The following is a 13414-nucleotide window of genomic DNA, read 5'->3' on the forward strand; positions in this document are numbered from 1 at the left end:
AACGGTGCCGCTGGGCATGCGTTGGCCGGGCATGCACTTAACGACGACAAAAGCCGGTTCCTGCACGGCAGTTATGGACCAGGCAGAAACCAAAGATGAAAAAACACACCAGACCCCGCCCTGGGATCTGATCGTTCAACCGGGTCCTGTAATAGTGACGGCCATTCACGCCGGCCATACTATCCGAGATTCCCTGCTGCCTTGGCTTGAGATCGAGGAGGAGGAGCGCCTGCGGGAAGAAGATCCGTTGACGGATTATTTTCTTCCGGCGGGTGACACCATCTTTCGTGGCAACAGGTCACGTTTCGAATTCGACCTCAATCGCCCGGCGGAAAAGGCGGTAACGGTCGATCCCGAGGATACTTGGGGTCTGAAGATCTGGGATCCCGACCTGCCGCAGGCGGAGACAGACCAATCGCTGGCTCTGCACAGGCAGTTTTATGGCCTGATGGCAGAACGCGTCGAGGCAATGATCGCCGAGCATGGCCGTATCCTCGTTCTGGATGTTCACAGTTATAATCATCGCCGCGACGGGCCGGATGCCCCGCCTATCGCGCAAAGTGGCAGCCCCGACATCGATCTAGGCGCTACCACCCTCAACAAGGAACTTTACGGCCCACTTCTCGACAGGTTTGCGGCGGGCCTGCGATCGCGTGCGGTGCGCGGCGAGACACCCGATGTTCGGGTCAATGTCCGCTGGGAAGACGGCGGCAATTTTCCCGAATGGCTGCACGCGACCTATGGCGATGCGGCATGTGTCATTACACTGGAATACAAGAAGATATTTATGGATGAATGGGGCCGGACCGCCGACATTCTTGCCATGCAGGATTTACGCGACGGCTTTCTTGCAGGAGTGTCGGAAGCGCGCGACTGCCTCGCCGGGATGAGTGCTCCATGACGGTGACGGCGACCGATAAGCGACAGGATGACAGACCGTCCGGCCTTTGCGATGCTGCGATTTCCGTCGATCGCGAACTTGCGCAAATGGATCGCAAAATTGATTGGCTGACGCGCCTGACCCCCACCAATATCGATCATATCTGGGAGGGTTTCCAGGCATCTGGGTTTCGTGACATGCCCGACAGTCACTTCGGCGAAGGGCTGACCGATGATGCGCCGGGAATGCGAAAGGAGCTTTTCGCACTACCTGTGCGCGAAATCGAAAACCCGCTGATCGAAGCGCTGCTTCTTGAAAAACAACGCGAACTGGACCGGCAGATCGAACTCGTGCGCATGCGCGGGCGCGATGGATTCATCGTGGCAAGCGTGGATCTTTTCGGTCATGTCAGCGAACAATTGCTGGAAACCGCCCGTGAATTGCTGGCCACGGTGCCGATCCTGCCGCCGGACGAATGCGACGTGGATGCGGAGGGCGTTTGCGAAGCCGCGCGCGCTGCGGTTGATCGCTATCGCAAGCATTATCCCGATTTTACATGTGACGTAATCGTGGACCCGACGCCGGGCACGTCCATGTACGTGTCGGCGGGGAATTTTCATGTTGCCTTCGACTACCGCGCGCCTGGAAGCCGGGTGAACCCGCTGATCCAGCACGAGATCGGGACACACGTCGTCACTCGTCACAACGGCGATAGGCAACCCCTGCACACATTGGCTGGGGGACTGGCTGACTATGACGTGCTTCAGGAGGGGCTTGCGGTTCTGGGCGAGTACTTGGCCGGCTATCTACCTGCCGGTCGTCTGCGTACGCTAGCCGCACGCGTCGTCGCCGCGCACATGGCTGTGCAGGAGGCACAAGGCGCGGAAATCTACGCCTGTCTGGTGGACGAATGCGGCCTGAGCGCCGACGCGGCATTTGATACTGCCGTGCGGGCAAAGCGCGGCGGTGGACTGACAAAGGATGCCCTCTATTTGAAGGGGCTGGCCGAACTGCTCGCCTATCTTAGCCACGATGGCGATCTGGAGATTCTTTTCCTTGGCAAGTTTGCACTCAAGCAATTGCACAGCTTGGAAAAACTGATCGAAGACGGCATTTTGCACGCGCCGGAAATCATCCCTTCCTATCTGGAGGATCAGGCCGCGCTGCAAAGGCTGCAACGTGTCCGAACCGTGCCTCTCGCATCGCTGTACCAGGAAAGCCCCGAATAATGCCGGAAACCACTATCAAGATCGCCTTCGTCGTAAACGAGGTTGCCACTGAGAAGGATGACTTCACGACCATCCGCCTGGCGCGGAAAGCAGTGGCGCGGGGCCATGAGGTAGCGCTGATCGGCCTGGGCGATTTTATCTATGATTGGCAGGATGGAATTTGCGCGATGGCGACCGTCAGCAAGGTTGCCGAGTTCGACGACGACAAGACCTATCTGGCGCATCTGCAGGATCCGGAAATGGAGCGTACGCGCATCCGCCTGGCGGAATATGATATCCTGATGCTGCGCAGCGATCCGGCGGAAGAGCTTATTCCGCGTAGCTGGGCGCCATCGTCCAGCCTGCTATTTGCACAGCTTGCATCGCTGAATGACACAATCGTGCTGAACGATCCGAAGCACCTGACCGACGCAGTCAACAAGACCTATTTCCAGGGCTTTCCGGAGGCGGTTCGTGCGGCAACCACCATCACGCGGGAGCCGGCGGAAATTGCCCGCTTCCTGGACGCTCATTCGGGGAAGGGTGTCATCAAGCCGCTGCAGGGCTCGGGCGGGCAGGGCGTGTTCCTGATCAACAAGAAAAACCGGGAAAACCTGAATCAGATCGTCGAGGCAGTCATTCGCGACGGCTATGCGATCGTGCAGGAATATCTGCCCGCCGCAAAAGATGGCGATCTGCGGATGATCACGCTGAACGGCAGGCCACTGAAAGTCGACGGCACCTACGCTTGCCTGCACAGGTTCAGCGAGACCGACGACCATCGCAGCAATATTTCCGCCGGCGGCAGCGTGGAAATGGTCACGCCCGACGAGACCGCCCTGCGCATCGCAGAGATCATCGGCCCTAAGTTGATAGACGACGGCATGTACCTGACAGGGCTCGATATTGCGGGCGACAAGATGATGGAATTGAACGTCGACACGCCCGGCGGCATCAACTTTATCGAGGATCTAAGCGGCGTCGATTTTTCAGGCGCCATTGTCGACGATCTGGAGCGCAAGGTGCGCCTGCAACGGCAATATGGCGGAACGCTCAGCAATCGGCAGCTTGCCGTGATCTGAGCGGGTACCTTCCAAAGCACCGCAGACTTACAGGCAACCACGACGGCGCCTGATCGAGCGCAAACGCAATCCATAGGCGAGCGTAGTAATGCCAGTGACAGGCCCGGAAATTGACCTATTTGTTGCGGCGAAACGATCCGCGCAGATCGGTTGGTATCGAAGGACAGCTCTCGCTGACGCCAGCACTGCCTGAGCCTAGCATCTAAGGAAAATAGGCCGGGTCCGCCCTGTTGAGGGCGAACCCGGCAGGATCGTCAATAGTTGAGTGTAAGGCTCATCAGGCCGCCAATATGGGCGATCCACAATATTCCCAGCAGGGCTGCTGCGATCAGGATGCTGCCCAGCTTGATAATCCAGCTGCGACCGGAACGTATGGATAGAACTGCATTCCAGACGCCGACGACTGCGCCAAAAATCGGGATGATCATGGCAATCTGCAAGGCGCGGATCACAGGGTCCAGCGCCGCCGTATAGAAGGCTACGTTATTGCCCAGGATTGGCTGTATCACGGCGAACCACGCCCCGAGATAAACGAGATCCAGAACCGTCGCGATCCGGACCAGCCTGCGGATCAGCAGTGGCCGCCCGGTCAGGCTGGGCGGCTGGCGATAGGTTCGACGCGCCCCCTCTGCGATGATCCACGCCACTACGCCGCCGATCAGTATCAGTACCGAAACAGCGAATATGAACAGGTTCAGGTTTGAATTGCGGTGCGCCGGGACCGGTTGCAGCACCCCCGCGGGATTGTCGCTGCTGACGATCGTCTTGACGCCGTCGACGACCTCCATCTTCAACATTGCGGTGCCGCCGACCTCTCGCCACAAATAGGGCTCGACCTCCCGATATTTCGTATCGGGAGAAGATGCCATGCTGATCGTATCATCCGGATTCAGGATGATATCCGACTGTCCGATCAGGACATAGAACAGGCTCATGAAACCTGATTCTACTCGCCGGGACGTTTCGTAACGTCCGGCAACTTCCTGTCCGTGTTGCCGCGCGGTTGCGATGGCTGGCAGGTCCGCCGCTTCGTCCGGTGCGGGGAAGTAGCGGTCCATGAAGCTGCTGAACAGCCGCTGCCGAATGCCATAGACCGCGTCGCCCTGGCCGCGGCTGTTGAAGCTGACGAACAGGCCGACATTCTCTTCGGGAACGATGTTCATGTCGGTGTGAAAGACAATGGTGTCGCCGCCGTGCCCCAGGATCGTGCGGCCATTTTGCGTGGCACGGAAGAAGCCGTGTGCCATGTCGGTAAAGCCCTCTCCCATCGGGCGATTCGGCGTGTACATGCGCCGCATCGTCTGCGGCTGCAGGATTTGTGAATCCTGAAACTGGCCATATTGCAGCAGTGCGATCATGAAATTTGCCATGTCGTCTGCCGTCGACGTCAGGCTGCCGGCCGGGCCGAAACTGATCAGCTCGAACGGCTTGGCCGGGCCGTCGGAAGACATGTAACCCTTCGACATTTCTGCATCAATGTCTGCGGGCAGGGGCTGTACGAATGTTGAGCGGTTCATGTTCAGAGGCGTGAAGATATGGCGATCGACATAATCGTCGAACGGTTCACCTGATACGCGCTGAACAATATATCCTGCGATGGCGGTGCCGTAATTCGAATAGGCTGGCACCTTTCCGGGCGCAAAGATCATTGGCCGCAAATGCTCCTTCAGGAACACGTCGAGCGTTTGATAGTCCTCCGGCTTGTCGACGATGGCATCCTTCAGGCCCTCTTCGAACCCGCCAGTATGCGTCATCAGGTCGTTCATGGTCACGGGACGGTCGAACCGCTCCGGGATTTCGAAATCCAGATAGGTGTTGATGTCGGCGTCCAGATCGATCCTGCCTTGTTCGACCTGCTGCATGACCGCGATCCAGGTGAACAGCTTTGACGTCGAGCCCGGACGAACGAGCGTCCGGTCACCCGTCATCGGCGCCTCTGTTTCCATGTCTGCATAGCCATAGCCCTTGGACAGCAGCACCTCGCCGTCCTTGACGACCGAGATCACGGCGCCGGCGACCTTCCCTTGTTCCAGTGCGGCAGGAAACATGCCGTCCAGCCAAGCCTCTACATCGTCAGCCGTTAGCGTGTCGCTGTCTTGCGGCAGCTCCTGCTGAGCTTCATCGTCTGCCGGGGGCAGCGGCGCGACGGCGGTCGTCGAGGGGGCCTCAACGGGATCCTGCCAGAAAGCCTTGCCCGGGAAACCGCTGAGCATCGAAACTGCAAGCAGAGCGAGCGCGATGGTCATGCCGATAAGCGCCCAGTTACGCCTTGGTTTGCCCAAAACTGCCATCGAGGCGCGCCCCGCTCCCTTGTTGAAGTTTCCGGTCATAGCCATTCCACAATCTCCGATGCCGCGCAGGGGCACTGATTCAAATAATAGAGAATGATCGTCCGCTTTTTTTGCCAAACTGTCAACTTTGTTTATATGAGGCGATGAAAACCCAGTTCGATCAGGAAAATAAGATGCCGAAGCGGGACGCAGCCCATATGAATGCTCAGCGCGAACGCATACTTCGCGCCGCAATACACTGCATCAGCAATGTCGGGCTGGAGCGAACCTCCATTTCCGCGATCTGCAAGGAGGCGCAATTAAGCGCCGGGGCACTCTACAAGCATTTTGGCGGAAAGGACGAAATCGTCACGGAGGCGCTGCAATTTGCCGCCATGACAGAAGGTATGCTGCCAAAAAGCTGGACCGAATGGCGGGACGACATCAGCTGCCTGGACGATCAGATGGGCTTTAGCGTTGGAACGGTGGCGCGTGCGAAGCTGCAATTACTTACTGGGGCTACACGGCCCGGCGCGTTCCATGAACTGGTAAAGCCGCTGATGGAAACGTCGTTGGCAATGCTGGTGCAGCATCTGACCAAAATGGAGGAGAGAGGGGAAATTAAGTTGAAGATGCCCCCCCTGCAAACCGCAAAGGCCCTGTCGGCAATGTCGGACGGGCTGCTCTGGATCGGCTTGGCCACGGATCAGCCTCATGAGGAGATTTCCGCGGATATTGCTGCTGCTTTCGATTGCCTGTTCACAGTTCCGGGCGAAGCAGAGTAGGGCGCTTCAGCCCTCCGCTGCTGGCTCCGGCGGCTTCCCCGGCCCCAGATGGCGCCATACGCCGATCAGGTTGATGATCAGCAGCACGCAGTTCTGAACGCCGATGCCTATGCCCTTGTCGCTAAGGAAACCCCACGCGATCAGAGCAATGGAGGACGTTACGAAAATTACGAATGCCCACCCGACCTTGCGGGTACCCGGGTTCAGGGAAATCATGAACGCCGCGATCGCTCCGGCGATGGCACCGTACCATTCCAGAACCTCAATCATGAGTGGATCAGATAATCGATGGGTTTGTAGCGGAAATTGTTCGACTGTCCGGCCGAACAGGCGGTCAGGCCGATGATCAGGTCCATCTCCGCCCGCAGAGTGAAGCGGTCGCCGGGCTTCGACTTTGGCGGATCGACGCTGATCTGTCCCGTCTTGCCGTCGACGGGCACGTTCATGAAAACGTTGAAGGCTACGGGAATAGCGTCCGGGCTGACGCCGTGCGGGGCAAGAGCGGCGGCAAGATTTCCCAAACAGCCGCGGTGCGGCTCCTCCTCGCCATATAATTTCCGAAACATTTCCGCCGAACAGGGCGTCAGCAGAAAATCATGCGTGCCCACATCGTCGTGCATGATTGTCCACATCACATTGCTGCGGTTCGAATATATCTCGTCGCCGGTCGTGAAATAGAGTTTCGATGCATAGTCGATCGTGCGACCATTGGAGATCGCTTCGTTCGGATCTTCCAGGCTGAAACTGGCAAGATCGGCGACCTGCTCGCCCTCGGGATCGATAATGGTCAGCAATTCGCCGCGCTTCAGGATGAACGCGGTGCCCGACCGCGGCGGGATACGGGTAGGCTCGGTCATGCCATGGCCTTTAGCCGGTGTGGTTGAAAGGGACAGACCCAATCCTCGCCGACTGCGCGGCCGCTATATTGCCGCGCCTCCGAAACGCTGCCGTGCCGGGCTAGCATGGGATTGATGGAGCCGTTGGCGGCAAGGTCCCGCGCCAGGATCGTCTCTCGCAGCTTCTCGTACCGACCGTCGGCGCGCAGCCGCTCGAACTGGTCGTGCAGATTGAAAATCAGCGTGGGCCGCGAAAACCGTCGCGCGGCACGGCTGGCGTTCGGATGCAGGCCGACGATGAAAAAGGCCTCTCCACCGAGGCTGAGGCTGAAATCCGAAGCACCGGGATTGCTGTCGACCGACTCGTCCCAGCTTTTTCCCTTCCACTCGTCCTTGTCGTGCAGGGACTGCACACGATCCCAGAGGGCGGTTTCGAATGCCAGCTCGTCCAGATCGAGCGGGCCATCGAAAATGACCGCAAAGCTGGTGAACAATTCGCCTTCCCGCACATAGCGAGCAGCGAATTCGTGCAGGCGACGAAGGATGACCAGATCGTCCCACGCCGAGCGTATGTCGCGGGCATTCAATATATCGATATTGGCCTTGGCCAGCGCGCTTTTCGCGCCGACGCAGGGGAAACCCTCATCTCGGATGAATGCTGCCAAAGCTGGTGCGTGGTCCAGCTTTTCGGAATGATCTGATAATGACATCGCTGCGGCCTACCGGGCGACGGATCGGTCGCCAACTACATGGATTTACCGGCCGAGAACGTCGCAGCCGCGAAATGGTGCCATCATTTCGCGGCGGTGTGGGCCGTCATACGCGCAGGCGGTTCTCCCCGGCGCGTACCGACAGCCGCTTGCCAACACTGGCAGCCGAATTGCGGCTTTTGACCGTGTCGACATAGGTCCAGTCGCAACTTGCCTCCTCCCCCGTCAGCGTGACCACGGCATAGCCACGGCGCGACATGTCCCCCCATTTCATCTCCGGGCTGGATCCGACCAGCGCCTCCGCCATCAATTTGGGGTCCGTCCGGGTAAAATATGCCTCGTACCCGGGGGATGTGACGGAGGAGACGCCGAACTCAACGCCCGCCGGCGCATTGTCCTTCGCCAGGTCGAAAGCCCAGCTATTATGGCTGTCCCCGGCAAGGACCACCAAATTCGCATCCGCCGCCTGCGCACTTGCCAGCAGGCGCGCGCGCGCCGCGGGATAGCCGCCCCATGCGTCTAGGTTCGACGGGATGCCGACGCTGGCCATGCCAAGCGCACCTTTCAGCCGTTCCTGAACGAAGGGGGGCGCGGCGGGGTCGATCCATTCCGTGACGGCAGGTGGCGTATAGGCCGACCCCATGACCACCTGCTGTGCGAGGACCTGCCACCTGATGCCGTCGGCGCGGGAAGCAGCCATCGCTTCCGCCAGCCATGCCTCCTGCTTGGCCCCCAAAAGCGTCCGCTCCGGGTCCGCCCAGTCGCGTTCTGTCATGCGTTTCAGCGCCGCCTCGAAACTGCCGGCCTCCGCCGCGATGCGGGCGACGTCGATCTGCTCGTCGCGACCTTCGATTCTGGTGTCGAGGCGGAACATTGTGGCGAGGTCGCCGATGCGATAGGTCGCATAAGGTTCGTCGGAAACGGGCATCCAGTGACGATATGCGGCCTTTGCGACCGCCTTTCTTGCATCCCAGTCGCCCTCGGTGGCCGGATCGTGATTTTCCGCGCCGTCGGTCCATGCATCATTGGCGAATTCGTGATCGTCCCAGATGGTAATCATGGGCAGACTTTGGTGCAGACGCTGCAGGTCCGGGTCTGCGCGATAGATGGCGTAACGGCGATGATAGTCGTTCAGGCTGACGATCTCCGTCGCAGGATCGACATGACGGTTGCCGACGATCTGTTCCTGGGTGGGATATGCGCCATCGCGATATTCATAAATGTAGTCGCCCAGATGCACCGCCAGATGCAGGTCGCTGCGCGCCGCCGCATGGGCATAGGCATTGAAATAGCCGAAGGGAAGGTTGGAACAGCTCATCACGGCCATGGAGAACGGATCCATGCCATCGGCGGGCAATGTGCGCGTGCGTCCGATCTGGGAAACTTCGCCAGAGGGTGCGCGAAAACGATAGAAATACCATGTTGCCGGCGAAAGATCCGTAACCGTCGTTTTCGCACAATGAGCGGTTTCCTCGCTCGCAAGGGCCTCGCTTTCCGCGACGATGTTCGTAAAATCAATGTCCGTGGACAGTTCGACGGAGAGGCTGGTCGTGTCGCCAGACCCCACATAGCGGGTCCACAGCAGGATCGATGCGGCGGATGGCTCGCCAGAGGCTATCCCATGGGTAAAACCCCAGCCCATCGTGGCGGCCAGCAGCGAACCGGGCAATGACAGCGCAGCTACCCCGCCAAGTCCAGCGGCAAGGAAATGACGGCGACGCATCTTCAGGCTCATGCACATACTCCCGGTTTCGATGGCGCGCTGCTAGGGTGGGTTTGTGACAGCCGCGCTACGCCCGATCATCTTCGCCCGATACCCAGAGGCGGGGCGTTGCAAAACGCGCATGATTGCTGCCTTGGGCGCCGAGGGGGCGGCGGACTTGCAGGAGCGTCTGATCCGCCGGGCATTGGCGCGGCTGGCGTCGCTTTCGCCGATCCTGTCTGTCACGGGGGGCCAGTCGGATGCTGCATGGCGTCAGCGGTTCGGCGGGGGTTTGACGCTTCGGCGGGAAGAAGGCACGGACCTCGGCGCGCATATGCTATCGGCGCTGACACCCGGGCCTGCCCTCGTCGTCGGCAGCGACGTGCCTGACATGGATGCGGCGCTCGTATCGCGTGCGGCGGCCATGCTGGATCAGGCGCCCGTGGTTCTGGGGCCGGCGGTCGACGGGGGATTTTGGCTGGTGGCGATGCGCAGACTTGATGCGCGGCTGTTCGCGAACGTGAAATGGGGAAGCAGTACGGTGCTGGCGCAGGTTCTCGCCAATGCAGCGGCCGCAAATCTTCGCGTGGCGCTGGCGGAGGAACTTGCCGATTGCGACCGGCCGGAGGATCTCGCGCGTTGGCCAGATCTACTGCGCGACGCATGAGCCAGATTGCGGTCATCATTCCCGCCTTCAATGAATGCGAGAGGATCGCGGCCGCTCTGGCCGCGCTGGACGTAAACGATGTCGTTATTGCAGATGGTGGCAGCCGGGATGGTACTGCGGAAAGCGCGGCAGCGGCGGGAGCCAAAGTGATCGTCAAGCACGGCGCCCGCGGAACAGTTCTCAACCTTGCCGCCAGCAAATGCGCGGGCGACATGCTGCTGTTCCTTCACGCCGATACGGAATTGCCTGCTGATTGGCAGGATTGTGTCAGGCAGACGCTTGCCGATCCATCGGTGGCGCTGGGGGCGTTCTCGCTGGGCATAGCGGACGCCCGGCCAGCGGAACGTCTGATCGCACGCGCCGCCACCATCCGCAGCCGCCTCTTCGGTCTTCCCTATGGGGATCAGGCCCTGTTTCTGCGCCGACGCACGTACGAGGCGCTGGGGGGATTCGGCGCCCTGCCCATAATGGAAGATTTCGACCTCGTGCGCCGGGCAAGGCGACTGGGGCGCATTGTGACGCTACCCCAGCGTGTCGAAACATCCGCCCGGCGCTGGCGCACGAAGGGCGTCCTGCGGACGACGGCAATCAACCAGGCAATGCTGGCAGGCTGGATGCTGGGGGTTTCGCCCGAACGGCTCGCCGCCTTTTATCGGCGCGCGCGCTGACGAGCCGCCTAGGGTACCAGAATCGTGTCCGATGCCACGGGAAGGCTGTGCGGATTGTCGAGGTTATAGTGAAGCCCGCGGCTTTCCGGCCGTTCGCGGGCGGAACGAACGATCAGGTCCGCGACCGTGATCAGGTTGCGCAGTTCGATCAGATCGGGACTCACGCGGAAATTGCCATAATATTCCTCGACCTCCGCCTTCAGCATGGCAACGCGGTGGGCGGCGCGTTCCAGCCTTTTGTCGGTGCGTACTATGCCGACATAATCCCACATGAAGCGGCGAATTTCGCGCCAATTGTGCTGCACGACGACTTCTTCGTCAGGATTGCGAACCCGGCTCTCATCCCAGGGGCGGATGTCGGGCGGCGCCGCCATGTCGGCGCGATGTTCCAGAATATGCTGCGCGGCTGCCTCACCATAGACCAGGCACTCCAGCAGTGAATTCGACGCCAGACGGTTGGCCCCGTGCAGTCCCGACTGCGATACCTCCCCCGCCGCATAGAGACCCGGCAGGTCCGTTCGTCCCGCACGATCCACCAGCACGCCGCCACAGGTATAATGCTGCGCCGGAACCACGGGAATCGGTTCCCTCGTCATGTCGATGCCCAGGCCCAGCAGCTTCTTGTGGATCGTCGGGAAATGCTGCTCGACGAACGAATCTCCCTTATGGCTGATGTCCAGGTGGACATAGTCCAGGCCCAGACGCTTGATTTCGTGATCGATTGCGCGGGCGACGATGTCGCGTGGAGCAAGCTCGCCGCGCATGTCGAACCTCGGCATGAAACGTTCACCGCCGCCTTCCACGCCCGGTGGGAGCTTCAGCAGCCCGCCTTCGCCCCGCACAGCCTCCGTGATCAGGAAATTCTTGACCTCCAGATTGTAGAGGCAGGTGGGATGGAACTGCATGAATTCCATGTTGGATACACGCGATCCGGCACGCCATGCCATGGCGATCCCGTCGCCGGTCGCGCCGCGCGGCGCTGTCGAGAACAAATAGGTGCGACCGGCGCCGCCTGTTGCCAGCACCGTCGCCTTGCCCACGATCGTATCGACCCGCCGGGCTCGCCGATTATAGGCATAGACGCCCCAGACCTGACGTCCGTCATTTTCTTCGGATGGGGAATGTTTGCCGGTAACAAGGTCGATGGCCACCATGTCGGGCAACAGGGTCAGGTTCGGTTCCGCGCGGGCCGCTCGCTCCAGCGCTTCCTGAACCGACCAGCCGGTCGCGTCGTCGACATGCACGATGCGGCGGGCGGAATGTCCCCCCTCCCGCGTCAGGTGCCAACCTTCCTCGCCATTCTCGTCGGGATTGAAGGGGACGCCCAGTTCCGCCAGGCGGCGGATGGCGCGGGGGGCATTTTCCACGACGAATTCAACGGTGCGCGGATCGTTCAGGCCGGCCCCGGCGATCATAGTGTCGCTGATATGGGATTCGAATGTATCCCCCGCCTCCAGGACGGCGGCAATCCCCCCTTGCGCCCACGTCGTGGAGCCGGCGTTCAAATCGCCCTTCGACAGCACGGCGACCTTCATCGTGCGCGCAAGGTTCAGCGCAGCAGTCAGGCCGGCAGCGCCGCTGCCGATGATCACGGCATCGAAGCTCTGCGGCCTAGTGGCCATCGACGATGCCCGCCTGGGTAAGGTGCAGGAACACATCCTCCAGATCTGCCTCCCGTGTGGTCACGTCCGCGACCGTCAATCCGCGTTCGCCGAGAGAGCTGAGCAATTGCCCCGCAGTTACCTGGCTGCGATCATAGGTCAGGATCAACTCCCGCGTGCCTTTCAACTCCGCCTTCTTGACAGGCAGACCTTCCGGAACGGCCGCCAGATCCGCATCGAGGACTGCGATCAGTACCTTTTCCTGTGCGGTCGCCAGCAGGGTCGATGTCTCGTCGTTCGCGATAACCTGGCCATGATTGATGATGGCGATACGATCGCACAGCATCTCCGCTTCCTCCAGATAATGCGTCGTCAACACGACGGTCGTGCCCTCCGCGTGCAGACGCCGCACATATTCCCATAATTGCTGGCGCAGTTCGATGTCGACGCCGGCGGTCGGTTCGTCGAGGATCAGGATGGGCGGGTTGTGAACCAGCGCTTTGCCGATCAGCAGCCGCCGTTTCATGCCGCCGGACAGGGTGCGGGAATAGGCGTTTGCCTTGTCCTCCAGCCGCAGCGCCGTCAAAATCTCCATGGACCGCCGGTCCCTTGGCGCGATGCCGTACATTCCGGCCTGCAGTTCCAGCGCCTCATAGGGTGTGAAAAATACATCGAACAGGACTTCCTGCGGCACGATGCCGATGGCGCGCTTTGCGTTGCGCGTGTCCTTGTCGATGTCAAAGCCCCAGATCTTCGCACTGCCGCCGGTCTTATTGACCAGGCCAGCGAGGATGTTGATCAGGGTCGATTTGCCTGCGCCATTTGGCCCCAACAGACCGAATATTTGGCCGCGCGGCACGTCAAAGCTGACGCCCTTCAGCGCCCTTTTGCCGTCCGAATAGGTTTTTTCCAGATCGCGGATCTCGATGGCGGCGGCGGTAGCAGCGGTGGTGTTCATAGCCCGGCGTTAGCGTTCCGCACGCGGGCGGTCCACACCCCGTGGAG

General features: G+C 60.5%; 13 protein-coding genes. 6 read left to right on the forward strand and 7 right to left on the reverse strand.

Annotated features, from left to right (window positions below; translation table 11 throughout):
• Nucleotides 1-154 precede the first annotated feature (154 nt).
• From ACSMXM_RS00285 to ACSMXM_RS00295, 3 genes are read left to right on the forward strand one after another with little or no spacing between them, the layout of a single operon-like run.
• Complete coding sequence (locus ACSMXM_RS00285) at nucleotides 155-901, forward strand: N-formylglutamate amidohydrolase (RefSeq protein ID WP_460312920.1); 747 nt, start codon at nucleotides 155-157, stop codon at nucleotides 899-901.
• Nucleotides 898-2109, forward strand: a complete 1212-nt coding sequence (locus tag ACSMXM_RS00290) for a tyrosine/phenylalanine carboxypeptidase domain-containing protein (RefSeq protein ID WP_460312922.1) — start codon at nucleotides 898-900, stop codon at nucleotides 2107-2109. The genes ACSMXM_RS00285 and ACSMXM_RS00290 overlap by 4 nt, the downstream gene beginning before the upstream one ends.
• Nucleotides 2109-3170 (forward strand): ATP-grasp domain-containing protein, encoded by a 1062-nt coding sequence (locus tag ACSMXM_RS00295; RefSeq protein ID WP_460312924.1) that lies wholly within the window; start codon nucleotides 2109-2111, stop codon nucleotides 3168-3170. The genes ACSMXM_RS00290 and ACSMXM_RS00295 overlap by 1 nt, the downstream gene beginning before the upstream one ends.
• A 254-nt stretch (nucleotides 3171-3424) precedes the next feature.
• Here ACSMXM_RS00295 and ACSMXM_RS00300 read toward each other — a convergent pair whose 3' ends face one another.
• Nucleotides 3425-5506 (reverse strand): serine hydrolase domain-containing protein, encoded by a 2082-nt coding sequence (locus ACSMXM_RS00300; RefSeq protein WP_460312926.1) that lies wholly within the window; start codon nucleotides 5504-5506, stop codon nucleotides 3425-3427.
• Between the two features lie 128 nt (nucleotides 5507-5634).
• On the opposite strand from ACSMXM_RS00300, the gene ACSMXM_RS00305 reads away from it, so the two are divergent.
• Nucleotides 5635-6225: a TetR/AcrR family transcriptional regulator gene (locus ACSMXM_RS00305; RefSeq protein ID WP_460312928.1), complete on the forward strand. Its 591-nt coding sequence runs from the start codon at nucleotides 5635-5637 to the stop codon at nucleotides 6223-6225.
• A gap of 6 nt (nucleotides 6226-6231) precedes the next feature.
• On the opposite strand, the gene ACSMXM_RS00310 is transcribed toward ACSMXM_RS00305, so the two are convergent.
• The 4 genes from ACSMXM_RS00310 to ACSMXM_RS00325 form a co-directional block, all read right to left on the reverse strand.
• Entirely contained in the window at nucleotides 6232-6495 is a 264-nt protein-coding gene (locus ACSMXM_RS00310) for a hypothetical protein (protein ID WP_460312930.1), read from the reverse strand.
• The gene (locus ACSMXM_RS00315; RefSeq protein ID WP_460312932.1) at nucleotides 6492-7082 is read right to left on the reverse strand and encodes a DUF1989 domain-containing protein; all 591 of its coding nucleotides are present in this window, start codon (nucleotides 7080-7082) and stop codon (nucleotides 6492-6494) included. Before ACSMXM_RS00315 ends, ACSMXM_RS00310 begins: the two co-directional genes overlap by 4 nt.
• Nucleotides 7079-7771 carry a guanitoxin biosynthesis heme-dependent pre-guanitoxin N-hydroxylase GntA gene (gntA, locus tag ACSMXM_RS00320; protein ID WP_460312933.1) on the reverse strand — a complete coding sequence of 231 codons (693 nt, stop codon included), beginning with the start codon at nucleotides 7769-7771 and terminating at the stop codon, nucleotides 7079-7081. The genes ACSMXM_RS00315 and gntA overlap by 4 nt, the downstream gene beginning before the upstream one ends.
• A 106-nt stretch (nucleotides 7772-7877) precedes the next feature.
• The gene (locus tag ACSMXM_RS00325) at nucleotides 7878-9506 is read right to left on the reverse strand and encodes an alkaline phosphatase D family protein (protein WP_460312935.1); all 1629 of its coding nucleotides are present in this window, start codon (nucleotides 9504-9506) and stop codon (nucleotides 7878-7880) included.
• A 43-nt stretch (nucleotides 9507-9549) separates the two neighbouring features.
• Between ACSMXM_RS00325 and ACSMXM_RS00330 the strand changes: the two genes are divergently transcribed.
• Nucleotides 9550-10140 (forward strand): TIGR04282 family arsenosugar biosynthesis glycosyltransferase, encoded by a 591-nt coding sequence (locus tag ACSMXM_RS00330; RefSeq protein ID WP_460312937.1) that lies wholly within the window; start codon nucleotides 9550-9552, stop codon nucleotides 10138-10140.
• Entirely contained in the window at nucleotides 10113-10808 is a 696-nt protein-coding gene (locus ACSMXM_RS00335; RefSeq protein ID WP_460312939.1) for a TIGR04283 family arsenosugar biosynthesis glycosyltransferase, read from the forward strand. Before ACSMXM_RS00330 ends, ACSMXM_RS00335 begins: the two co-directional genes overlap by 28 nt.
• Before the next feature lie 8 nt (nucleotides 10809-10816).
• Here ACSMXM_RS00335 and nadB read toward each other — a convergent pair whose 3' ends face one another.
• A complete protein-coding gene (gene nadB, locus ACSMXM_RS00340) occupies nucleotides 10817-12430 on the reverse strand; it encodes an L-aspartate oxidase (RefSeq protein ID WP_460312941.1) in 1614 nt (537 codons plus the stop codon).
• Nucleotides 12420-13367 carry an ABC transporter ATP-binding protein gene (locus ACSMXM_RS00345; protein WP_460312943.1) on the reverse strand — a complete coding sequence of 316 codons (948 nt, stop codon included), beginning with the start codon at nucleotides 13365-13367 and terminating at the stop codon, nucleotides 12420-12422. The genes nadB and ACSMXM_RS00345 overlap by 11 nt, the downstream gene beginning before the upstream one ends.
• Nucleotides 13368-13414 lie beyond the last annotated feature (47 nt).

The organism is Pacificimonas sp. ICDLI1SI03 (genome assembly GCF_054740865.1).

What these genes read in the sequence shown, in the direction of transcription:
- ACSMXM_RS00315 (WP_460312932.1), bottom strand. Translation starts at nt 7,082, where the DNA reads ATGACCGAGCCTACCCGTATCCCGCCGCGGTCGGGCACCGCGTTCATC.
- ACSMXM_RS00305 (WP_460312928.1), top strand. Translation starts at nt 5,635, where the DNA reads ATGCCGAAGCGGGACGCAGCCCATATGAATGCTCAGCGCGAACGCATA.
- ACSMXM_RS00310 (WP_460312930.1), bottom strand. Translation starts at nt 6,495, where the DNA reads ATGATTGAGGTTCTGGAATGGTACGGTGCCATCGCCGGAGCGATCGCG.
- gntA (WP_460312933.1), bottom strand. Translation starts at nt 7,771, where the DNA reads ATGTCATTATCAGATCATTCCGAAAAGCTGGACCACGCACCAGCTTTG.
- ACSMXM_RS00295 (WP_460312924.1), top strand. Translation starts at nt 2,109, where the DNA reads ATGCCGGAAACCACTATCAAGATCGCCTTCGTCGTAAACGAGGTTGCC.
- ACSMXM_RS00300 (WP_460312926.1), bottom strand. Translation starts at nt 5,506, where the DNA reads ATGGCTATGACCGGAAACTTCAACAAGGGAGCGGGGCGCGCCTCGATG.
- ACSMXM_RS00290 (WP_460312922.1), top strand. Translation starts at nt 898, where the DNA reads ATGACGGTGACGGCGACCGATAAGCGACAGGATGACAGACCGTCCGGC.
- ACSMXM_RS00345 (WP_460312943.1), bottom strand. Translation starts at nt 13,367, where the DNA reads ATGAACACCACCGCTGCTACCGCCGCCGCCATCGAGATCCGCGATCTG.
- nadB (WP_460312941.1), bottom strand. Translation starts at nt 12,430, where the DNA reads ATGGCCACTAGGCCGCAGAGCTTCGATGCCGTGATCATCGGCAGCGGC.
- ACSMXM_RS00325 (WP_460312935.1), bottom strand. Translation starts at nt 9,506, where the DNA reads ATGAGCCTGAAGATGCGTCGCCGTCATTTCCTTGCCGCTGGACTTGGC.